Below are 22,075 nucleotides of genomic sequence, written 5' to 3'. Positions count from 1 at the left end.
GCGAAGTTCGGAAGCCATTGGTAGTATTACGGACAGGACTTTGAAGCATCCGACATGCCTTGGAGTAGATTCTCTTAAAAATGACACGAAATAGGGATCAGCGGTTACCGGTGGGTGTGGCGTCTGTAAGCGCCTTTTGTTGAGGAATTTCCCTTCGCTTCAGCAGCGAATCGCCCTGCGTGATGTCAGGTACAAGCCTCGCCGATTGACTGCCGCAGACTGCAATCACCAAGGGTCGTGCCACCACGCAGGCCAGCATGGCACACCGATTCTGGCTCTATCCAGCCAAAATTGACCGTATTTTAACCTTTGAACTCCGCAAAAATGCGATTCGCCTCTTCCAAGGTCTCCTTGCTGCCCACGTCGAACCACGTGCCCGGCACCTGCCACGTCTGCACCGGCGTCCGCTGGTAGAGCCACTGAACGAACCGTCCCGGCTGGTCCGGGTTGTTGCCCGCCGCGAGGTAGGTGACGAATTCGGCGACCACTTTCGCCGGGTAATAGTACAGGGCGATCCCGATGAGCGTGCTCTTCGGCTCGGCCGGTTTTTCCTCAAAACTGCTAATTTCGCCCGATCCATTCACGGCCACGACGCCGTATTTCTTCGCCTCGGTCAGGTTGCCCACATCGTAAACGCCGAGCACCGGCTGCTGCTTCGACTGGCAGAAGGTGCCGAAGTCCTGGAGGCTCTGGTTGAAAAGGTTATCGCCGGCGACCACGATGAGGTCGCTGCTGGCCAGACCCGCGCGGCTGATGACCAGATTGATGTCACCGATCGCCCCGAGTTTGTCCGCGTCGCTGGTCGAGCCGTCGTTGATGATCTCGAAGGCCAGCTTGGCGTGCGTCTGATTGTAATGATCCGCCCACGCCTGGAAATCAGCGGCGAACTTGCTGTTCGTCACCACATAAACCTTCTCGATGCCCTCGATCGGCGCGAGATTGTCGATCACCCATTCCATCATCGGCTTGCCGGCCACTTCGAGCAGCGGCTTGGCCTTGTTTTGCGTCAAGGGGTAGAGGCGCGTAGCGTAGCCGGCGGCGAGGATGAGGATGTTCATGGAGCGCGGTTTGATGCCTCAGATACGCATCTTGTGTCCAGAGCGGATTCGGGAGAATCCATGCAAAATGCTGCTTGCGTTGACTCTTCGAAAGACGCAGTGTTCTGGCGAACATGATTCTTACGCAGCGCCAACAAGAGGTTCTGGATTACATCTCCCACATGCAGGCCACCGCGGGCGTGATGCCCTCGACGAGAGAGATTCAGGAGCACTTCGGTTTTGCCAGTCAAACAGCCGCGGTCAATCATCTGCGCGCCTTGGAGAAGAAGGGCATGATCCAGCGGCAACCGGGCAAGGCACGGGCGGTCGCGGTGGTTTCGCAGTTGCGGCGGGAGCGGATCGTGGATGTGCCGGTGTATGGTAGCATCGCGGCCGGTTTTGCCGAGACGACGGATCAGCAGGATGAGGGGACCGTTTCCATCGATGTCGCGACGCTCGGCCTGGGACGCAACAAGCGGGTCTTTGCGCTGAAAGTGCGCGGCGATTCCATGATCGGCGCCGCGATCAACGACGGCGACCTGGCGATTCTCGAGAATCGCGAACCGCAAGCCGGCGCCATCGTCGCGGCGCTGATCGATGGCGAGACGACGCTCAAGCGACTGGTGCAACAGCGGGGACGTTACTATTTGCGAGCGGAGAATCCGAACTTTCCGGATTTGATGCCAATGGCCGAATTGAGTGTGCAAGGGGTGCTGGTGGCGTTGATCCGCAAGTACCGCAATTAATCGAAAGGTTGTCGTGATAGCGCTGGCGCTGGAATTCTGTGTCGTCGTCGGGTGGTTCATCTGGCTGTATCGTCGCCAGATCCGGGACCGCGAGCGTCAGCGGCGCGTGCCGTTGCGGCAACTTCCGTTGCCGTTGGAGCAGCAGGATCGTGAAGCCTAAAAACGGAACTGGAAATGGTCACAAAAAGGCTCAAGAGGCACAAAAAGAAAATATTCCTTGGGCCAGTAGGTCGCGCTCATCGACACCCTGCGGGTGAAACAGCCGTATTCTGCAAGGACATGCTTTTGTACTTTTTGTGCCTCTTTGTGGCCATCCATTCCCTTATCTAGGTGAAGTTGGGAGTTGAGCCGGGTGGAGGGTGTGAGCGAAGCTGCCTTTCCATTTTCCTGCGCCCGTGAAGCTTCTCCTCATCGACGGTCATTACTACGTTTATCGGTCCTTCTTCGCCATCCGCGAACTCAGTAACTCGCGCGGCGAGCCGACCAACGCCATCTACGGCTTCATCAAGACGGTGCGCCGCATGGTCAAGGACCTCCAGCCCGACCTCGGCGCGATCATGTGGGACATGGGCATGCCGCAACGCCGCGTGGCCCTGCAGCCGGCTTACAAACAGCAGCGCGCGGAGATGCCGGACCTCATGCGGCCCCAGCTCACTTTCATCCAAAACCTCGTCCCGATGCTGGGCTTTGCCAGCGTGTGGCTGCCCGATACCGAGGCCGACGACCTCATGGGCACCTACGCGGTGGCCGCGCGGGCGCGGGGGGATGACGTCGTGCTGGCCACGAATGACAAAGACCTCTTCCAACTCGTCAACGGCAACGTGAAGGTCTACTCGACGAACAAAACGGATCTCGCCGCGCCGTCCGATACCCACGCGCTATTGGGCATCGATGCCGTGCGCAAAAAGTGGGGCGTGGAACCGCAACAGATTGGCGATGTCCTTGCGCTCATCGGTGACACCGTGGACAACATCCCCGGCGTCGAAGGCGTCGGCCCCAAAGGTGCGGCGACCTTGCTAAACACCCACGGTTCGCTCGACGCGCTGCTCGCCAATCTCGACGCCGTCAAAAACGAGCGCACCCGGGAGAAGCTCAAAGCGTCGCGCGCCCAGATCGAGCAGAACCGCGAGATGGTCCGCCTCGATCTCGACCTCCCACTGCCCGAACCGCTCGATGCCCTGGCGATCCGTCCACGTTGGAACGACCTCATCGCCGAGTTGGAGAAGTGCGAGTTCAAGTCGTTGCTCGCCGAAGTGCGCGCGGAGGCGGCGACGTTCGGGGTGGTACCCACTGTGCCTGTGACGCCTGCAGCACCCGTAGCACCCGTAGCACCCGCACCGTCTCATCAGCAAGGCGAGCTGTTTTAGGCAAATTGAGCTGAGCGACGCGTCACGCTGGCGTCTTTGGTGCTGAGCTGCTGCCTCAGCAGTAGCCACATCTTTTTGTCGGTTTAGGGGCAGCGGGAATTCGGCTGCAGCCCACTGGGGAGGGGCGACTTTCCAGTCGCCCTGCGTCGCGGAGCGACGCCCTCAGAAGAGTGGCGCTTCGCGCGTAGGTTCGGTCAGCGACTGGAAAGTCGCCGCTCCCAGGTTTCTGCTAACCCTCTGCTTCCAAGAGCGTTCGCACGGCCTGGCTTTCGTAATGCAGATACTCCGCGGTTTTAAGAGACGCTTCCAAAGGGTTGTTGCGGATATACCGTGCACAATTGAGGAAGTGCCTGGCATTTCGAACGATCCGGTCTCGATAATCCTTCTGCCAGAGAGGTGTCGTTCGATCGAAGTGGCGATTGATTTCCCATGCGGTGAAACCTTTCCAACTTTTCACAATCACTGGTAGCTTTGTCTCGCCTCGCGCTGAGAAGAGCGCGTGGACATGATTCGGCATGACGACCCACGCATGCTGATTGTATCGGACGCCGTCGAAATGCTGCAGGGCGTTCCCCACAATCAGCGCCAAAGGCGGCTGGCGCAAAAGACATTCGCCATGACCGGCGTCCAACCAGTGTTCCATGCGCATGGAAAACCGTTCGCGGTATTCACGCTCCTGTTTCGGTGACCAAGGTTCAGGATTCCATCGCATCCATGCTTCGCGTTCTTGTTCCCACCGTTTTAAAAGTTCGGTCGGCACAGAATCCGCGAGACGGAACGTGACGAAATAAGTGGCTTCGTCCTGCTGCCAGTGAGGAAGGCGATTAGTGTGCTGAGCGACCTCGGCGTGTGGATCCAGAAAACGCGGCTCAACCTCCATGGAGCTTGAGAATAGGTGAGCGCATGGCAAAAGCGCAAGTCACTGGGAGCGGCGACTTCCTGGAAAAGACCCTTCATTGCGGAGCGGTGACCTCAGAGGAGTGGCGCTGCGCGCGTAGGTTCGGTCAGCGACTGGAAAGTCGCCGCTCCCAGTGGCGCCATCTCCTTCGGCGTCCAAACACCACGCAAAGAGGTGCGGTTTGGGACCCGGGGTTATACGGCTGCGGCCCACTGGGAGGGGCGACTTTCCAGTCGCCCTGCACTGCGGAGCAGTGCCCCTGAGAAAGTGGCGCTGCGCGCGTAGGTTCGGTCAGCGACCCCGCCATGGCGGGGTCGCCGCTCCCAGTGGGGCCATCTCCTTCGACGTCCAAACACCGCGCAAAGATGCGGGCGCCTCCGCCGGAGTTCTTCTCTCTGCGGCTCGCCCGTTGACCACCGCTATGCCCCTCCACCTCAGCCCTCTGCGGCCCTCTGCGTTCTCGGCGTCCTCTGCGCTTAAATCAGCCGCGGCTACAGTTTTGTTTAAAATGATCCAGCCCGTCTGATCACCGCTCGTCCAGGTTCGCCTGAACTCGCCGAGGAAAAAGGCTCACCCCTCGAGCTCGGTATGGATCTCGATGAAATGGAGGATGTCGTGCTGGGTGACGATGCCGACGAGGCGGCCATTTTCGACGACGGCCAGGCGGCTGAGCTCGGGTGCGAGGAGCAGCTTCATGGCGCGCGCCGCGGACTCATTCACGCCGATGCGCAGGTTCTCGGCGCTCTTCTCGGCCACGAGGTCGCCGGCGGAAACGTAAGGCCATTTTTCCTTCGGCACTTCCTTGAGAAAATCCAACCGCAACAGGCCGCGAAATTCTCCGTCGGCCGTGCACACGGGATAGGTCACGTGGTGGCCGTTGAGAAAGTAATCGTCGATCGCGAGGTTGAGCGGCAGGGTATCCGGGATCGACGCCGGATTGGCGGTCATCAAGTCGCGGACGCGGACACCGGCCAGGATTTCCCGCTGGATGGCATTGGCGTAACCGCTATCCGCCGCGCTTTTCAAAAAGAAGCCGATGAAGATGAAGCTCAGGCCGCCGAGTTGATGCCAGATGAAAAGCATGGCCGCGCCGGCGAGAATCAGAAACCAACTGAAGGCCACGCCGATGCGTGACGTGATGTAAGTCGCGCGCCGCAACTTTCCGGTCTTCGCCCAGATCAACGCGCGCAACACCCGTCCGCCATCGAGCGGATAGCCGGGGAACATATTGAACACCACAAGCATGCCATTCGTGAGCGCGAGCCAGCCCGCCACATGCGCGGCCGCTTGCCAGTGCAATGCTTCCGCGCCCGCACTCAGCGCGGCAAAGACGCCGCAGAGCAGAATGCTGACGATCGGCCCGCCGAGCGCGATCTTGAGTTCCGAGCGCGCGTCATCCGGCTCCCGCGAGATCTCCGCGAGACCGCCGATGAAGAGCAGCGTGATTCGCGGCACGGGAATGCCACATCGCTGACTGACGAGGCTGTGGCCGAGCTCGTGCAAAAGAATGCTCAGGAAAAAGAGCAGCGCAGCCCCGAGGCCGAGCGCGAGATAAACCGGTTGCGGCCGGCCGGGCAATTCCGTGGGAAAGACATCGAAGGCCAGCGCACCCGTGACCAACGCCGCGATCAGAAACCACGAGGCATCCAGGTAGAATCGGATTCCGAAATAGCGGCCGATATAGAGTCCGGTACGTCGGCCGGGCGCGTCTCCGTTGCTCATTGCTTAGGATTCGCCGTTGGCGGCGTCGCTGGCCCTGCAGGAGTCGCCGCAGGAGCCGCTGGAGCCGGAGCCGTCTTGGGAACGGCAGGTGCGGCAGTAGCGGCAGTAGCGGCAGGTGCGGCTGCAGGTGGCGGAGCGGGAGTTCCCTTGGCGGCGGCCGGGGCGGGAGCAGGAGCTGAGGGCGGTGGAGCGGGAGCTCCCTTGGCGGTGGCAGCCGGGGCGCGAGCAGGAACTGCGGGACTCGAAGCGGGCGCCGCTGCGGGAGTGGGAACCGCGGGGGTGGTCGTCGGAGGGGCCGGAGCTGCGGAAGCCGCAGGGGCAGGTGTGGCAGATTCCGGCGCCGGAGCGGGTGCCGGCGGGGCGGGGGGCGGCGTGGGAATCGTCGCCCAGTCGACCACATCCAGGCCATCGTAGAAAGGCGAAGGAACGCGGAGCCCGGAAATAGGGTCGCCAAATAGCTGGTGGGTGAGGCTGGCGTTGAGCGCGGAGACGATGATCTTCTCCGTGAGGGGCGGCTCGAAGACGAAGAAATGGAACGGGTGCTGCAATGTCCCGGTGCCGTAAGCAGCGAAATTCTTGTCGAACACAGAGCCGTCCAATTTCAGGTCGAACGAGGGATCGTGAGTATGCCCTTCGCGGAATTCGAATTTGGCGCTTTCCAGAGTCAGGGGCCCCTCCGCACCCCTGGTGTTGATGGAAACCCTCGGATTCAAAACTTGGAACGTGAGGTTGCCGAGAAGTTCAGGAGTGCGCCCGGAACCCTGCAGTTTCAAATCCGCGTTGGCCGTTGTGCCATCCAGCATCGTGTACCGCACACTGCGTTGCGTCCCAACCGTGGCAGAAGACGCATGCACCGCGACATCGCATTTCCAATCACACCACGGCTTTTCATTAAAAGCGAAAACAGAGGGCAATTCGCTCACTCCGCCTTCGGCGAAAAAGGACAGGATCGAATTCTCCAAGGCCGCATTCATTTCCAGGTAGGAGATTTGTGCATCCCCGGAAATGGTCGCCGCGCTGACTGGCCCGGTGATCTGAAATTTACCGCCGCCGGTCGCCGTAGTGGCAGCAAGACTGCCGGTCATAAAATCGAATTTCGACTTCGTCGTCGCCACTTCCAGCTTCAAGGCGGGATCACGGAGATTGGTGAAATCCACCTGACCGGTGGCCGAAAAATCCTCGCTCGGATGCAAGCCGGTGAGCTTGGCGATTTGCAGCGTCTGTCCATCGAGCGCGGCTTCCCCTTGCACCACGGTAAGCAGATATCCGCTCCAACCAATCGGGATCTGGCCCTTGTTCAAGGTCAGCTTGCCGCCGGTCTTGAGCGCGCCGAGCGGACCCTCGGCGGTGACGTTGCCGCGGACCACGCCCTGGATCGGGAAGTTCAGGCCGGTGAGCAGCGCGGCGTCGTGCAAGTTGAGGTCGTAAGCGGTCAGGTTCACCTTGCTCACCGTGTGATCGTCGAGCAGCGTCGCGAGCGAAGTATTCGGCCACGCATTCCAGACATCGAGCGGCAGGATGGCGTCGCCTTCCAGCCAGAGCGTCTGGCGATGCATGAGACGGATGCCCTGCAGGCTCAGCGCCTTGTTGCCGATGCCGATGTTGGCGGTGAAGGAGGAATCGTCATCCGACAGCATGAAGCGGTCGAAGAGCATCATGCCCGGCGCGTAGTTGCCCTCGAAATCGGCGTTGATCGGGTGCAACAGCGAGGCGCTGGCCCCGAGCGAACGCAGCTTGCGCAGCCGCGCGGAGAATTGCCCGCTATGCCCCTTGGCCGAGCCCTCGCCACTCCAGTCGATGACCGCGCCGCCGGCCAGAGGCTCGGGCACGATCGGCTTTTGCAGGATGGCCGCGTATTTCGCCAGGTCCTCGATCGAGGCGTGAAACTCGCCCCAGTACTGCTTGTCACCGAGGATGTTCACCACGCCGTGCCCGCGCAGGTAATCGCCGTTGTTGAAGATCGAGACGTTGGTGAACTGGAACTCGTTGCCGTTCAGCTTCACCCCGGCCTGCAATTCCTCGATCGGCGCATTGTGCCACTTCAGGTCCGAGCCGGAGATGATGAGCTGGCCGTGAAACTGCTGGTCCTTGCCGCGGATGGAACCATCGATGTTCGCCTTGCCGGCGGTGTATTGGAAATCCGGCAACATCAGCGCCGAGAGCTCGGTAAGGTTGTCGATCTTGGCCGCGATGTTGACGTTGAATTCCGTCTGCCACCACTCCACGCCGGGCGCCGGGAGCGGCATCTCGCCGCTGAGATTGAGCCGGTTGTGCCCCTGGGTGAGGGACAGCTCGGGCACCTGGACGCGTCCCTCCATGAGCGTCGCGCCGAGGACCAGCGAATCCCACTGGCGCGAATCCCATTGGAAATTCGTCGCCTCGAAGCGCAACGAAGCGGTGGCCTGCGCAAGCCGCTGCGGCGGACCGCGAAAGCTGAACTTGCCTTCCTTGATCGTGCCGCCCGCGGCGTCGTTGTAACCGAGGAACGGGGCGAGCTTGGCCAGGCCGATCTGCGAGAAGGTGCCGGTGGCCTCGAAGACCAGGGGGCGGGTATCGCCCAGGGCCTGCGCGGCCACGCGGATATTGCCGCCGAAGGCCGCGACCTGCATGTCGAGATTCAGGCGGCCGCGGGCGAGATCGTCGAGCTCGGCGGAAAGGCTGCGCACCTGCACATCGGGATCGAGGGCGAGATTGGCGATCTCCACTTTCGTGTCCTGGATCGCGGTGGTGCCGCGGACGTTGCGAAAGGCGCGGTTGATCCACGGCTGCTTGAGCACGATCTGCCCGGCGTGAATGGTCCCGGCTTCCTGCTCGCTCAAGGTGAAATCGGTATCGGCCAGCCGCACGAAATCCTGGTTGCTTTGGAAGACGAAATCCACGTCCCGCGCCTCGATGCGCTCCGGCGGAGGCAGCCAGTTGCCGGAAGGCCGCGGCAGATGCCATTTGAAGGCGGCGAAGCGGGCCGGAGTCGCGGTCACCGCGCCCAGCGGGAGCTGGGTCTTGCCGCTCACCCCGTGCAGGATGAGCCGCTGGAAGACATGGCCGGTGGAGCGGGGGAGCAGATTGTGCCAGTCGAACTCCGCCGTGGCGCTCTGGATTTCCACCCGGGTGATCGGGCCGGTGTCGCTCTCGTAAATCCAGACCGAATCACGCAGGGTAATGGGCTCGAGCAGGCTGCCATCCACCTCGCCGAGGTGGGCGGAAATGCCCGCGCGCCAGGCCTCGATCGTGATCAGCTCCCGGGCAATGAAGCGGAAGCTATCGGGCACGAAGAGGGCGACGATACAGACGATGAGCAGAAGGAAAGCCAGCCGGACCGGACGGAGACGGCGCCGGGCCCGCCGGCGTTCGAGAGAGGCGGCGGAGGAGGCAGGCGGGGATGAAAGTGACGTAGATTGACTCAAGGCGAGCCGTGAATCCTAACGCGGGCTGGCGAAAAGAAAAGCCGGCATCGTGGGAAGAAAGTTGATAGTGGAGAGTGGATACTGGAGCGAAGCGACAGGTCCGTGGTGCCGTGGGGACAATTGATAGCCGGTTTTCGGCCTGCCACGCCGCCCGTTGAAAGGGCCCTTTCGGCGCTCAAAAAGCGACGAGTGGGGGAAAGTGGCAGCGCGCATCCTGCCGCTGACGGTGAACGCGAGGCATAGATGCGCGAAGCGCCCCAAAAAAAACCTGTCATCCTGAGCGGAGCGAGGAAGCATGGGCGGAGTCGAAAGCCGAGTCTGCGAGACGCCTATGGGACTGTGGGGCAAACCTCTGACTTCCGTGGGTTTTCGCGCGGAGTTGGCTTTTGGAGATCCCACCCGCAGACACTCACCGCCCTGCGAAGCAGAGCGTCGCTCCCAGTCGCGTTACCAATTCCCGCTGGAATGAACTTTCGCTGGATTGTCGAAATGTCCGAACTCTGGCCTTGGATCGCTCGCACCACTCTGCGTTTCGTGATCCGATGTCGCGCCTGCACAATCTCAAACCGGATGGCGAAGGGGGAGTATTCCGGTGATGGTCGACCAACGGCGTTCGAAGAGCCTAGCGCTCAAAAAGTTCAAGGTAAGGCTTGTACTCGTACTGCCGGTTGCGCAGGCCACCGGTGATCTCCCTGAGAAGCCCAAGGCCAGTGAACTGCTCCACGAGCTTGTTCGCGGTCACGAAAGCGCAGTTGAGCCGTGATTCCACCATGCGAACGCTGATGAGGGGATACTGAAGGAGAAGGTCCAGCAGCAATTGGCTGAGCGCGGCATTTGAAACTCTCTGAAGCGTCAACTGACGGTGCTCTTGTTGCAACGCGAGGATTGCCTGTGCGGTGCTGGTTGCAGACCGGCTCACTTCAGCAACACCCTTCAGGAAAAATTTGATCCATGGCTCCCATTGCCCATCGTTCCTCACAGCCGTAAGCCGATCGTAATACTCCTGCCTGTGCTGTTTGAAATAGAGACTCAGGTATAAAAGCGGTCGCCGAAGAATCTTCCGATGGCAGAGCAAAAAGGCGATGAGCAGACGTCCGATGCGCCCGTTGCCATCCAGAAAAGGATGAATCGTTTCAAACTGAGCGTGCACCAAGCCAAAATGAATGAGAGCGGGCAATCGCTCTGTCTCGTGAAGAAATTTTTCCAAGTCGCCCAGCGCGTCGTTCATGTCTGGCACCGGCGGGGGGACAAAAGAAGCGTTCAGCAACGTGCCACCGGCAGGCCCAATCCAATTTTGAGTGCGACGAAATTCTCCGGGCGTTAAGGCCGAACCTCGCACACCTTTCATGAGTCTTTCGTGAATTTCACGGATCAGACGCAAAGAGAGCGGAAAGTCTTCGAGACGTTCGAGCCCGTAATTCATCGCTCCGACGTAATTGACCACCTCGGCAATCTCCTCAGGTTCCGAGACGGCGGACGCATCGAGCTCAAAGCGAAGGACGTCTTCCAAGGTGCATTGGGTGCCTTCGATTTGCGATGAAAGCACAGCCTCCTGACGAACGTACATCCCGACAAATAGATCTGGGTTTGGGACGAGCGCCCCGGCGCCATCCAATCGGCCAAGTTCAAGACTGGCTTCTGCGAGAAGTCGCACCGTCTCCCAATCCATTTCAAGAGGCGGATCAGGAGGCAACGCTTTTGGGATGAATGCGCGATATCCTCCTGGCTGTTTAAGGAAAGTGCCAGCTCGCGTAATTAAATTGCTGTCGTTGGCTGCCATATTTAGGGGCGACAAAATAAGGCCCCATTCAGGAAGGTGCAATTTTACATTTCAGGCCTTACGCAAAATAAGAGGCTTTTAAACCTCATCTTTGGTCGGCGCGTGGTATTTCTCCTCTTTCGCTACTGCGCTGTCGACAGGAAGTGGGTCGATTTCTTCCGGAAGGCGATGCCGGTCCAAAGTGAAAAAGTCGAAAGAGAGGCCGTAGGCGACGGTCACATTTGGCGGATGGTGCTGCCCACGGAGGAGGAACTGCGGCAGGAACTGGAACGGGACCGCGAAGAGATCGAGGCCCGGAGAAATTTAGAATCAGAAAAGTCTGACGAATGATCGCCAAAGCGCCGCGGTTTCCGAGGCGAAGAAATCAGAGTGCAAATTTGCACTCTTATCCTCTGAATCCCTCTGCGCCACGACGTTGGGGAGATTGAGATTACGATTAAGATTAAGAAGGAAGGCCTGCTCGCAGACACCCAACCGCCATGCGAAGCAGAGCTTCGCTCCCAGTCGCGTTACCAATTCCTGCTGGAATGACCTCCCGCATACCGGGACGGCGGAGTGGCCTCCAGACGGCTACAAATGGCCAATTGATTTAGGCGGGGACAAAAATCTCGTTGGTTTCGGCTTGGTTGTCAAAGTCGGTGAGAACCCAAACCCGTGCTGGCGTGTATCCATCTGGAAAAGGGCGGGGTTCACCACTTAGCCGGTCGGCGTCCCAAATGACCTCCTGCTCTCCATGGCCTGCTGCATACTTTATCAATAATCCTTCCACGCTATTCTGGTCCATTCGGTCGCTGGTAGGCGCCTCTTCGCATGATAACCATCTGGATAACCAAACGCCCACTGGCATCCAGCTCGAGGAATTGTATCCTCGTGATAATGGCCCTGACGGGAATTGGTCAAGAAGGCTCTGCACGCTTGCGATGCGCACGTTGTGGCGCATCTCGTCGAGTGCAACGACAAAGCTCCGCACTTTAATTCGGTCGTCTACACACGCAGCGTTCAGTTGCTCACGCCTAAGGCGTAGCTTACAATTTGCGCTCTTTTTGAATTGGAAGAATGCGGTTTTCGTGAACCGCCCGTTTGGAGGATGAACAGTGACTGCAAGGTCGGCACCAAAAAGGTCTGTTGCGTCGGGGCCACGCCTATGCAACGGAATTAATCGAGTCGACACGTAAACGGGAGACGTTAGGCCGATGTCGCACTCGTCGTGCCTCGTCCGAAGAGCTTCCGTGAAGCGGTTCATAAATGCGGTTTCCTCCGTAGGCCAACCCCCGGTCCAGCCTCGCATTACGTGCTCCAAATCGCCCAGCACCGCGCGCGTAACGATGTCCAAATCAATGTTGTTTGGAATTGCCATCTATCCGACTTGGTGGAGCAGGAAGTCCGCTTCCAAAACGATTCGCTTCAATCCGATTCCAGCTTCTGTGACGGTTTGCTCGGACCATTGCTCCGGGTCGCGCCAGTAACCAGCCTTGAGTCGGAAGCGGCGAGCAAGTGGTTCATTGATGTTTCGCATTGCCACATAAACGGCATACCAAAGATTTTCCAATTCAAGTTCAATTTTAGTATTCCTCTCCGCGCCTTCCCGACGGGAATCGATATATCTTTCCGTGTGAGAAGCCGCTTCTCTCAATGCGATTAGACCTTTGTCGACAGAACCTCTCTGTTCTGTCTCGCGTTCATTTCTGGTGGCCAAATGGTCCCTGAGAAACGAAATCGCGGCGATACTGGCGCTCGTCACACTCAACCACATAGCAATCTCGGTCTCCGTCATGCGTAAGAGCGTTTTGCCGCTGAATGCCGCTGTCAATTCAAATCATTTCGCCAGAAATAGGGATCAGGAAACACGGGTCAGGATCAAGGTCCAGGGTCTGCAAGGGGCAGGGGCAACTTTCTATTCAGGGAGAGGATGCGAGGTGCTTGAGAACCTCTCAGCGGCGATCTTGGATTCCGTCGGCAAGTGGGAGGTCAGAGGCGGGATGATTGAATCCTTACCTGTTTCCGTTCTTAAGTTTACGCGAACTTCATTGAACAAGATGCGTCAAGTCTCAATAGTTGACTCCGAGTAATGCACTCAGATCAATGCAACTCGAATCTAACCGAAAATAAGATGAAGCATGGACAGAACAGCCGACTACACAATTCAAGGGTTTCTGTATCAGTTCAACAAAACACTGCTGGAGGTGCTGCGGTCTGCCGATGAGGCCGAGATCACCGTAGAAGGAATCATCGAAGACATTGAAATTGTCACCCCCGAAGGGTTGACGGCGATTCAATGCAAATACCACGAAGCAAAGGAAAGCTTCACTCCCAGCACGATCTTCAAACCACTGCTGCAAATGATGCAGCATTTTCACACTACCCAGCATTCTCACATTTCTTATATTCTTTTCGCGCACTTTCCCGAACCGCCGAAAAATAATAAGATCGGTAAATCTGACCTCGAAGAAGCACTTGCCTCAAAAAACGAAAAGCTTCAGAAATATTGCGACGATCTTAGGGGGAAGGTCGACCTAGACAAGTTTCTGGCGAAAATCTCCCTCCAGTTTGGCCCAACATTGGATGACATGGTTAATAACGTTCAGGCAGCTCTTGTGGCGGCTGGGATACCCGCGAGCGATGTTGACGTCCTCTCCTATCCAAATGCTATACAGGCGATAGCCAACCTGAGCATCAAACACGATCCAAAGCAGAGGCGGATCACAAAGGCAGAACTGCTGGATAGCCTCACAAGGATTAAATCGACAGCAATCAGTCGTTGGACACTGGCTTTAAAGACGCGAAAGCAAATCCTCGAAGCAAGACGCAAACAGATGAAGCCGCATTTGGATAAGAATGCCCGACTTCGCTATTTCATCGTGAATTGCGCCACGCTCGAAGATTTCGATGCCAATGTCGTCGGCTTTTTTCGCGATTTCTTGGCAAAATTTCATTTCAAAGCCGCGCACATCTGCACGCCTCTTGTATGCCTAGATACGACTGAAGATATTTTTCGCGACATACAACTCCGGCTTCACAGAAAAGGCGTGATCTCCACGGACGGCTACGTCGGACGAATATTCGATGAAAGCTATTTTCTTCGTGAACCGATTGTGCAAAAGGCGGGTCGCGCAGTTGGATTGCGGAGGGAATTTCAACTCCGGTTTTTGCGATGGATAAATTTTGAGAAAATTATCGCAGGTCAAAAACCAGACGATCTTTTTATCCTTGGGAAAAACGGCTATACGAATTTGGATATTAAAGACATCGTCGTTGAGGAATTGGAAACATTCAGCATCAAAGAAATCGCTTTTATCACAGGAGTAAATCCATCATATGAATGAAATCGGCCAAGTTCTGCTGTGTGCACCGAATGAAATCACGGTAGCGATTGAGAGTCTCAAGACGTTCGAGAAGCACAAGAGTGACCTCCAAGTCGGTCGCTATCTACAAATAGCGCAGGGAAATAACGATTATACTGTGGCGGTGATCAGAAATGTCCGAGGAAACACGTCGACGAACGAGGTAGGTGCTACGGAGTGGCAGTTTGTTGTATCTTGTCAGGCGGTTGGCAATCTCTCCGCCGCAAATGCCTTTGAGCGCGGTGCTGTTTTACTTCCTGTTCCCACCGAACCGGTTTACGTGCCTGACCAGGAGACGCTCGATACATTATTTGCCGAGAGCGCCGAATACGATTTTCCATTTGGTTCATTATCTGTGAATAAAGGCGTGACGCTCAAAATTAGCGGGGACAGATTCTTCAGCAAACATATCGCCGTCGTCGGCTCGACTGGCTCGGGAAAATCATGTGCAGTCGCGAGAATCCTTCACGATGTGGTTGGTATCTCGCGAAAGAAAAATAGCAATGTCGGGAAGCAGCGGAATGCCCACATCGTAATTTTTGATGTGCATGATGAGTACACAGCCGCGTTCACGCTGGATAAGACAGAATCCTTTACGCTGAATCCTCTCGATATTGATTCACTTCATCTTCCTTACTGGCTCATGAACTCTGAGGAACTGGAGAGTATCTTCATTGAGAGCAATGAGCAGAATTCTCACAATCAAGTTTCGCAATTCAAACATGCCGTTATCCTCAATAAGGAAAAACACAATCCCGGTTTAGATGTTACATACGACAGCCCGGTATTTTTCTCCCTGTGCGAGGTCTACAATTACATCGAAAATTTAAACCGAGAAGTAATTGGACGTTTAGATGGGGAAAACCATCCGAAGCTCGCCGACGGTAAATTGGTAACTGAAAGGAAAAATTTCTATTTCGATAAAATACAATCATTCGTTCAGCAGTCCACCGCCGCTGCCACTAAAGCTACTAACGGCCCATATAACGGGGAGTTCAATCGGTTCGTTTCGCGACTAGAGACAAAGCTTGCGGATCGTCGCTTGAAATTCCTGCTCGAACCCAAGAAGGCGGATGGAACGCTGTATCAAACGGGTGATTTTGAAGAGATTATGCAACAGTTTCTTGGGTATCTCAACAAGGCAAACGTGACCATCGTTGATTTGAGCGGTATTCCGTTCGAGGTGTTGAGCATCACCGTTAGCCTGATTTCCCGGCTAATATTTGATTTTTGCTTCCATTACTCCAAACTCCGACATGAGGCCGAGTTAACCAACGATATTCCGGTGATGATTGTGTGTGAAGAGGCCCACAACTACATTCCTCAGAGCGACAATGCTGCGTATCGTTCTTCGCGTAAATCTTTGGAGAGGGTCGCCAAAGAGGGCCGTAAATATGGCCTCAGTTTAATGGTCGTTAGCCAGCGGCCTTCCGTAAGCGTCCGCGCCAGCGCCTATTGACAAGGCGTTCGTAGATTCTGGTTTCAAGTCGTAGACGTCATAGGCGTAGGCCTATGACATCTACGCTGCGGCACGTTGAGCGGTGCGGCATTGCTGCTTGGCCCAGACTTCGGGAGTGATGTCCTTGATCTGCCAGTTGGTCATCGATGGCAGTCGGGTGAAGACGTCTCGCAGGTAGGCGAAAGGATCGATACCCCGACGTCGGCAGGATTCGATGATCGTGTAGAGGATGGCGCTGCGCTCGCCGGCGGCAGCCTCGCCAAAGAAGAGCCAATTCTTTTTACCGATCGCGGTGGGGCGGATCGCGTTTTCGACCAGGTTGTTGTCGATCTCCAGGCGGCCGTCCTCGAGGAAGACCAAGAGCGCGGGCCATTGATTGAGGGCGTGGTCGATCGCTCTGCCCATGAGGCTTTTGGGCAGGTAACGGCGCACGGTTTTTAACCGCACCAAGGCACGGTGTAGTCGGAGCAGTACGGATCGGCTCAAGCTGGCTCGCTCGGCATGTCGTCGTCTGGGGCCGGCTCGCGACTGACGCAGTTGGGCTTCCAACTCGTATAGGTTTTGAAAGTGCCGAAGGAACCAACCGGCCACCTTCGGTGCCGTTTCTTTGGCTTCGTAGAACTTGCGCCGGACGTGAGCCAGGCATCCCGCGAGCACGATCTTTTCTCCACGGCCTTTGGCAAAGCAATCGTAGGCTTCGTAGCCGTCGCACTGGATGGTGCCGCGAAAGTCTACGGGAATGATCTTCTCCAGGCAGGAAGCGGCGCGGCTGGTCTGCCAGTGGAAGACCACGTCGCCACGCGGCGCATGGCAGGTCCACAGGTAGCCCAACTTGGTCCGGCCGTGGCCTGGTTCCAGATAGCGGATGGGGGTTTCGTCGACCTGCACATAGCCGCGGCTGAGCACCTCGCTGCGGATATGCTCGTAGATGGGTTTGAGCCAGTCGGCGGCCAAGCCCATCCATTCGGCCATCGTCTGCCGTGGCAGCCAGACTTGGTGGCGTGTCCAGTAGATCGACTCCTGCCGATAGAGAGGAAGGTGGTCGCAATACTTGGCTACGACGATTTGCGCCAAAAGCCCCGGCGCCACGATGCTGCGCTCCAGGATCGCGGGCGGCAACGGCGCGATCACCGGCACCGCATCGAGCAGACCGCGCCGCACATACTTCGGCCGCACCGTGCGCCGCCGCAGGAAGCGGGCGGGCTCGTAATCGAGCCGCTCGCTGATCTCTTCACCGATGCGCCGCCACTGCTCAGGAGCCGCCTTCACCGGCTCGGGCACGATGACTTCTTCAATGATCGGCAGATGGGCCGGGTGCTTCGGGGTTCGCGAGCGCGGAGGCGATGGAACCTTCGAGCACCGTGGGGCCTCCGCGGCCACGGGCTCGGGAGCTTTTCCCGGCTCGTCGAGCCCTTGCAAAAGCAAATGCAACTGCGCCGGATCGAGCTTCTCGCTCGAGACCCCGTAGATCTTGCGCGCCAGTGCATCGATCTTCTGCCGCAAGAGCGCGTTCTCCTTTTCCAACTCCGCGATCCGCGCCAGCAACTCGGCAGCGTTGGGGAAGGTCGAATCAGGCACGCCAGATCAACCGCACACGCCACCGCTTGTTAGTACTTTGTGCGGTTAATTTTCACGTTCATACCAAGGCCGCAGTTTCGCTCCGCGCAAATCAATCCCGTCGGTCAACATCGCCAGGGCTTCCGGCGTTAGTTTCAACTTCACTCGGCCGGGTTCGATGCTCTTGGGCCAGGAAAAGGTGCCTTGCTCCAGTCGCTTGATCGCCAGCCATAAGCCGGTGCCGTCCCAATAGAGGATCTTCAGTCGCGTATGCCGCCGATTGGTGAAGACAAAGAGTGCTCCCTGGCGCAAGTCCTCGCCCAATCGCTCGCTGACCAGCCCTTCCAATCCGCTGAAGCTCTTGCGCAAGTCCACCGGCTCCAGCGCCACGAAGACCTTCAACCCTCCGGTAAAGCTCAGCATCCGCGGCTCCGTTGGGCGATCAGGGCAAGTAACTCGGCAGCCATCGCCAACTGCGCTGGCGAATGCACCCTCAACCGTGCGGCGCCAGGCAGCTCAATCGATAGACCCGCACCGTTCCCGCCAGCTGGCGTAGCCTGCTCCTCCACGACTGCTTCCCAAAGCCGGATCGGACCTTCGCCGTTTCCACCCTCCACCGGTGCTCCGACCAAATTGCCTCCCGCCTTACGCCGCTTTTGCAGCCAGTTGGCAAACGTCGGATACTTGATCCCGGCCATCGCCGCAAACGCCGACGCGCTCAGCCCGCTGCCGGCAAACTCTGTCAGCAGCGCTTCTCGCCGTTCCTTGGATACCCGTACCCGTCCACGCCGATCCTGCTTGAGCACTTCTTCTTCGTAAGCGGTATCCGTGGCTCCATGCGGATTTGGTTGACGACGCAATCGATCGGCGGGCTCGCGTAGATTGCATAGCTTCACGCTATGCAACTTATGATGCGGCCTTGAGGTCGGGCGCTTGGCGCTGGGCCTTGGCCCAAGCCTGCGGGGTGATGCTGGGAACCTCGGTGATGAGCATCTTGGGCAGGCGGGTGAGCACGTCGCGTAGATAAGCCAGTGGATCGATCCCCCGGCGGCGGCAGCTCTCGACGATGGTGTAGAGGATGGCTCCTCGCTGGCCAGCTTCCGCGGCGCCGACGAACAACCAGTTCTTTTTTCCCACGGCCGTGGGCCGGATGGCGTTTTCGCAGAGGTTGTTGTCGATCTCGAGCCGGCCATCACCGAGGAAGCGTTCCAGAGCTGTCCATTGATCGAGAACGTAACTGATCCCACGCCCCAGGGCGCTTTGCGGCAAGTAACGCCTGCGGATGCGCCAGAGCGCAGTGTGGATGCGGCGCACGATCATCGCGCTTTGCGCCGCTCGTATGGATTGGCGCAAGGCCCCGCCAGCGCAGTTCTCTCGCAACTGGCTTTCGATTTCGTAGAGGTTGGCGATTTGCTTCAAGAGCCAGTTCACCGTCTGCGGCGCGCTCGGCTGGCCTTCGAGAAGGGCACGACGCGCATGCGCCCAGCAGCCGGCCAGCGTGATCGCTTCACGGCCAACCTGCGCATTGTGGGTGCGGACAAAGGCGCTGTAGCCACGATACCCATCGCTCTGGATTGTGCCCTGCCACGGCGCTGGCACGATCTCTTCCAGACACGCGGCCGCACGGCTGGTTTGCCAGCAAAAGATCGCGTCGCCTCCAGGACTTGAGCAGACCCAGAGGTAACCGAGTTTGGTTTCTCCGTGGCCGGGGGACAGATATTCGATGGGGGTTTCATCGATTTGCACGTAGCCACCACCGAGCACTCCGGTGCGGATGTGCTCGTAGATCGGCTGCAGCCAGTCGGCGGCCAGGGCCATCCACTGCACCATGGTTTGCCTCGGGAGTTTCACTCCATGGCGGGTGACAAAGATCTGTTCCTGCCGGTAGAGCGGCACGTGATCGACGTATTTGCCCACGATGATCGCGGCGATTAACCCAGGCGCCGCCAGGCAACGGTCTTGCAAGGTCTGCAGCGGAGCGATGATCGGCGCGGCAAAGGGTTGCTCGCGCCGCACATACTTGCGCCGGATGAGCCGCCGTTTGAAGAACTCCGCCGGTTTGAAGTCGAGTTGCTCGGTCACTTCCTCACCAATGCAGCGCCACGCTTCGCGGCACGCCTTGACCGGCTCCGGATCGATCACTTCTTCGACCACCGGCAAGTGCTCCGGGATGCGTGGCCCGCGCTCACGCGGAGGTGATTGGCCCGTCGAGCGCCGTGGAGCCTCCGCCCCCACGGGCTCCGGTTCTTTTCCCGGCGGAGCGTCCAGTCCTTGCAACATCAGGAGCAGTTGCCCCGAATCGAGTTTCTCACTGCTCGCCCCGAAGAGCTTGCGCAAAAGCGCGTCGATCTTTTCCCGCAAGAGTTTGTTCTCCGTGCGCATCTGCCCGTTCTCTTCGCTCAGCCGCGCGTTCTCCGTCACCACCTGGGCAAGCGCTTCCTGCAATTCACGCAAGGAGGAAGACTTCGCCATTGCTCTTTCCACCTCCCACCGCGACCAATGTTAGTACGATTTTAACCGGCGCGAAAGATTCTTACCCACGCTCGAACCACGGGCGCATTTTCGCTCCCCGCAAATCGATCCCATTGGTCAGCATGGCCAGCGCTTCGGGCCGCAAGGCCAGCTTGACCGCACCGATCTCCTCCAGCTTCGGCCAGGCAAACGAGCCCTCTTCCAGCCGTTTGGTCAAAAGCCACAAACCCGTCCCGTCAAAATAAAGCATCTTCAGCCGCGTGTGGCGCTTGTTGGTAAAGACGAACAAAGCACCCGAACGCACGTCTTCGCGCAAAACTTCGCTGGCCAGCGCATGCAGCCCCTCGAAGCCCTTGCGCATGTCCGCAGGTTCCACCGCCAGAAACACTCGCACGCTGCCGGGAAAGCTCAGCATGTCCGGCTTCCTTCACTCCACGCCCGCAACAATTGCGCCGCCAACAGCACTTGGCCGCCATGGTTCACCTCCAGGCGTGCCCCGCCAGGCAGATGCACGACCAACGTCTGCGTTCTGTCCTCGGCCACATTCTCTACTGTCGCCTCCACCCAACCCGCCAACCGCGGGACCGTGGGCCTCTGCTTCTGCAGCGCATTGCCTTCGCCACGCGCCTTGCGCCGCTTCTGCATCCAACTGGCAAAGGTCGGATACTTCACTCCGACATGGGCGGCAAACTGCGCCGCCGGTAACCCGCTCCTTTCAAACTCATCCAGCACCGCCTCCCGCCGCTCCGCTGGCGTCCACACACGCCCTCGGGCGTCCTGTTTCAATACTTGATCGGCCTGCTCCATAGATTGCATAGCGTAGCTCCTACCCAATCTACGAAACTACCCCGTTCCGATGGCGCTACGGATAACGCTTACGTTCCAACGTTACGCGTGCTCGAGTAGCTGCAAGCGGTAGGCCGCGGATTCGGCGGGGAAGAATTGGGAGTAGTAGAGCTTTTTGTAATCGAGATGCTGGAGGGCGGTGAGCAGCGTGGTGCGATGCGGCTCGATGAGAGCGCGATCCGGGCAGAGGGTGACGATCCACGCGGCGAAGAGCGATTCGCGGATGAGGTTAAATTCCGGGCCGCGGCGCGGCGAGAGCCGGCCGAGTTCCTTGGCCTGGCGCTCGGCGACGGCGACGGCGTCGGCTTCGCTGTGTTGCGGCTGCCACCAGAGATTGAGCATGCGCCAGTTGAGCAAGCAGGCGGCGGTGGACGCGTTGTCGAATTGACCCACGAGTGGTACGCCTTCAGCGGCGAGCTGGAGGCTGGCGGCGAGGCCTTGCGCATAAGCGCGCAAGTAAGCGGGGTTGCTTTCCATTTCCCACAGGCCGCGCAGGCAAACCACACCCGAGGCACCGGTCCACGACTGGCGGGATTTGCCGTGAAATTCCATGCCCCTGGCGCAGATCTCCAGGCGGCTCAGCGGCGGCGCGGTGTCGCCGGGTTTGGCGCCACGTTCTTCGACCGCCTTTTGATACATCTCGAGCCATTTGCCGTCGCGCGTGAGATCGTGCATCGCCCGCAGGACGAAGAGCAGCCGCGGCGCGTGTTCCCAAGTGAAGCCGGCGAAGCTGCCACGAAACGGCGAGGGCGCGCCGGTATTGCACGGCATGAGCCAGTGGGTGGTGACGAGGACATTCGCGACCTCGACCATTTTGGCGATGATGCGATCGCGTTCCTCGCGCGCGGCAAGCCCTTCGTGAATATATCGCCAGAGGCCGTAGAACCAGGGCGACGTCTGGTCGTTCGAACCCATGGGGTAGGGCGTGCGACCGTCATCGGCGACGCCCCGGGCAATGAAGCCGGCCGGCCCAAGCGAGGAGAGCAGGAGGAGGCCATTGGCGAGCCGCCGCGCTTTCTCCTTGTCGGTCTCGGCGTGGGAAAGCTTCCAGCGATTGACGGCAGCGTCGAGGTAGAAGCCGTTGAACATCGAGCCGTTCTCGGTCGGCGTCCACCACCCCAGCGCGTTTGGCTTGCCGAGGCGGCACTCTTCGGGCGTGGGGCGTGGGAAAGTGCCGTCGAAGTCGGTGTAGTCGACCAGGATATCGTACGGGTCGATGAAGCGGCGCCAGATTTCGTCGTGGACCTTTTGCGCGGCGTCGGCGATTTCATTGGCCGCCCGCGCGCGGCGCAGGCCGAGGCTGAAGCTCGCGGTGAAGGCGGCGGTCGCCTTGAGCATCGTGCGACGGGGAAACGGATGGGGCATGCGAAATTGATGCGGTTTGTCGCGGGTTTTTGCAACAGCACTGGAAGTTGCGCGCGACATCGTCCATCATTGCACCGAACT

General features: G+C 58.7%; 19 protein-coding genes. 6 read left to right on the top strand and 13 right to left on the bottom strand.

The window, feature by feature from the left end:
- Positions 1-302 precede the first annotated feature (302 nt).
- Complete coding sequence (locus CFE428DRAFT_RS23050; RefSeq protein WP_006982069.1) at positions 303-1,058, bottom strand: nucleotidyltransferase family protein; 756 nt, start codon at positions 1,056-1,058, stop codon at positions 303-305.
- A 113-nt stretch (positions 1,059-1,171) separates the two neighbouring features.
- Between CFE428DRAFT_RS23050 and lexA the strand changes: the two genes are divergently transcribed.
- The 3 genes from lexA (at position 1,172) to CFE428DRAFT_RS23040 (ending at position 3,150) form a co-directional block, all read left to right on the top strand.
- Positions 1,172-1,783 carry a transcriptional repressor LexA gene (gene lexA, locus CFE428DRAFT_RS23045; protein WP_006982068.1) on the top strand — a complete coding sequence of 204 codons (612 nt, stop codon included), beginning with the start codon at positions 1,172-1,174 and terminating at the stop codon, positions 1,781-1,783.
- Between the two features lie 13 nt (positions 1,784-1,796).
- Positions 1,797-1,943 (top strand): hypothetical protein, encoded by a 147-nt coding sequence (locus tag CFE428DRAFT_RS37690; RefSeq protein WP_157447608.1) that lies wholly within the window; start codon positions 1,797-1,799, stop codon positions 1,941-1,943.
- Between the two features lie 235 nt (positions 1,944-2,178).
- Complete coding sequence (locus tag CFE428DRAFT_RS23040; protein WP_006982067.1) at positions 2,179-3,150, top strand: 5'-3' exonuclease; 972 nt, start codon at positions 2,179-2,181, stop codon at positions 3,148-3,150.
- Between the two features lie 229 nt (positions 3,151-3,379).
- Here CFE428DRAFT_RS23040 and CFE428DRAFT_RS23035 read toward each other — a convergent pair whose 3' ends face one another.
- From CFE428DRAFT_RS23035 to CFE428DRAFT_RS23020, 4 genes are all read right to left on the bottom strand, one after another.
- Positions 3,380-4,030 carry a transposase gene (locus CFE428DRAFT_RS23035; protein WP_006982066.1) on the bottom strand — a complete coding sequence of 217 codons (651 nt, stop codon included), beginning with the start codon at positions 4,028-4,030 and terminating at the stop codon, positions 3,380-3,382.
- Between the two features lie 588 nt (positions 4,031-4,618).
- On the bottom strand, positions 4,619-5,770 hold the full coding sequence (locus tag CFE428DRAFT_RS34300) for a site-2 protease family protein (protein WP_006982065.1): 1,152 nt from the start codon (positions 5,768-5,770) through the stop codon (positions 4,619-4,621).
- The gene (locus tag CFE428DRAFT_RS34295) at positions 5,767-9,174 is read right to left on the bottom strand and encodes a hypothetical protein (protein ID WP_157447607.1); all 3,408 of its coding nucleotides are present in this window, start codon (positions 9,172-9,174) and stop codon (positions 5,767-5,769) included. Before CFE428DRAFT_RS34295 ends, CFE428DRAFT_RS34300 begins: the two co-directional genes overlap by 4 nt.
- Positions 9,175-9,796: 622 nt before the next feature.
- On the bottom strand, positions 9,797-10,954 hold the full coding sequence (locus CFE428DRAFT_RS23020; RefSeq protein ID WP_042725605.1) for a Fic family protein: 1,158 nt from the start codon (positions 10,952-10,954) through the stop codon (positions 9,797-9,799).
- 102 nt (positions 10,955-11,056) lie between these two features.
- Here CFE428DRAFT_RS23020 and CFE428DRAFT_RS23015 point away from each other — a divergent pair, with 102 nt between their 5' ends.
- Positions 11,057-11,284 carry a hypothetical protein gene (locus CFE428DRAFT_RS23015; RefSeq protein ID WP_131989957.1) on the top strand — a complete coding sequence of 76 codons (228 nt, stop codon included), beginning with the start codon at positions 11,057-11,059 and terminating at the stop codon, positions 11,282-11,284.
- Between the two features lie 1,027 nt (positions 11,285-12,311).
- On the opposite strand, the gene CFE428DRAFT_RS23005 is transcribed toward CFE428DRAFT_RS23015, so the two are convergent.
- The gene (locus tag CFE428DRAFT_RS23005; protein ID WP_006982060.1) at positions 12,312-12,728 is read right to left on the bottom strand and encodes a hypothetical protein; all 417 of its coding nucleotides are present in this window, start codon (positions 12,726-12,728) and stop codon (positions 12,312-12,314) included.
- Between the two features lie 343 nt (positions 12,729-13,071).
- Here CFE428DRAFT_RS23005 and CFE428DRAFT_RS22995 point away from each other — a divergent pair, with 343 nt between their 5' ends.
- Together CFE428DRAFT_RS22995 and CFE428DRAFT_RS22990 are read left to right on the top strand one after the other, a co-directional pair.
- Positions 13,072-14,277, top strand: a complete 1,206-nt coding sequence (locus tag CFE428DRAFT_RS22995) for a hypothetical protein (protein ID WP_006982059.1) — start codon at positions 13,072-13,074, stop codon at positions 14,275-14,277.
- Positions 14,270-15,754 carry an ATP-binding protein gene (locus CFE428DRAFT_RS22990; protein ID WP_006982058.1) on the top strand — a complete coding sequence of 495 codons (1,485 nt, stop codon included), beginning with the start codon at positions 14,270-14,272 and terminating at the stop codon, positions 15,752-15,754. The genes CFE428DRAFT_RS22995 and CFE428DRAFT_RS22990 overlap by 8 nt, the downstream gene beginning before the upstream one ends.
- 60 nt (positions 15,755-15,814) lie before the next feature.
- On the opposite strand, the gene tnpC (CFE428DRAFT_RS22985) is transcribed toward CFE428DRAFT_RS22990, so the two are convergent.
- The 7 genes from tnpC (CFE428DRAFT_RS22985) to CFE428DRAFT_RS22955 all read right to left on the bottom strand — a co-directional run bounded on the left by tnpC (CFE428DRAFT_RS22985) (position 15,815) and on the right by CFE428DRAFT_RS22955 (position 21,994).
- The gene (tnpC, locus tag CFE428DRAFT_RS22985; protein WP_006982057.1) at positions 15,815-17,332 is read right to left on the bottom strand and encodes an IS66 family transposase; all 1,518 of its coding nucleotides are present in this window, start codon (positions 17,330-17,332) and stop codon (positions 15,815-15,817) included.
- Positions 17,333-17,377: 45 nt separating this feature from the next.
- Positions 17,378-17,734 carry an IS66 family insertion sequence element accessory protein TnpB gene (tnpB, locus tag CFE428DRAFT_RS22980; protein ID WP_006982056.1) on the bottom strand — a complete coding sequence of 119 codons (357 nt, stop codon included), beginning with the start codon at positions 17,732-17,734 and terminating at the stop codon, positions 17,378-17,380.
- Entirely contained in the window at positions 17,728-18,171 is a 444-nt protein-coding gene (gene tnpA / locus CFE428DRAFT_RS22975; RefSeq protein ID WP_083805300.1) for an IS66 family insertion sequence element accessory protein TnpA, read from the bottom strand. The genes tnpB (CFE428DRAFT_RS22980) and tnpA (CFE428DRAFT_RS22975) overlap by 7 nt, the downstream gene beginning before the upstream one ends.
- 46 nt (positions 18,172-18,217) lie before the next feature.
- Positions 18,218-19,783, bottom strand: a complete 1,566-nt coding sequence (tnpC, locus tag CFE428DRAFT_RS22970) for an IS66 family transposase (protein ID WP_006982055.1) — start codon at positions 19,781-19,783, stop codon at positions 18,218-18,220.
- A 61-nt stretch (positions 19,784-19,844) separates the two neighbouring features.
- Entirely contained in the window at positions 19,845-20,198 is a 354-nt protein-coding gene (gene tnpB / locus CFE428DRAFT_RS22965) for an IS66 family insertion sequence element accessory protein TnpB (protein ID WP_006982054.1), read from the bottom strand.
- The gene (tnpA, locus tag CFE428DRAFT_RS22960) at positions 20,192-20,599 is read right to left on the bottom strand and encodes an IS66 family insertion sequence element accessory protein TnpA (RefSeq protein ID WP_006982053.1); all 408 of its coding nucleotides are present in this window, start codon (positions 20,597-20,599) and stop codon (positions 20,192-20,194) included. Before tnpA (CFE428DRAFT_RS22960) ends, tnpB (CFE428DRAFT_RS22965) begins: the two co-directional genes overlap by 7 nt.
- 72 nt (positions 20,600-20,671) lie before the next feature.
- Complete coding sequence (locus CFE428DRAFT_RS22955) at positions 20,672-21,994, bottom strand: hypothetical protein (RefSeq protein ID WP_131990145.1); 1,323 nt, start codon at positions 21,992-21,994, stop codon at positions 20,672-20,674.
- Positions 21,995-22,075 lie beyond the last annotated feature (81 nt).

It is taken from the genome of Chthoniobacter flavus Ellin428 (assembly GCF_000173075.1).
In the GTDB taxonomy this organism is placed as follows: Bacteria; Verrucomicrobiota; Verrucomicrobiia; order Chthoniobacterales; family Chthoniobacteraceae; genus Chthoniobacter; species Chthoniobacter flavus.
Note: the sequence above shows the minus strand (reverse complement) of the source record. Positions and strands in the feature narration are given on the sequence as shown.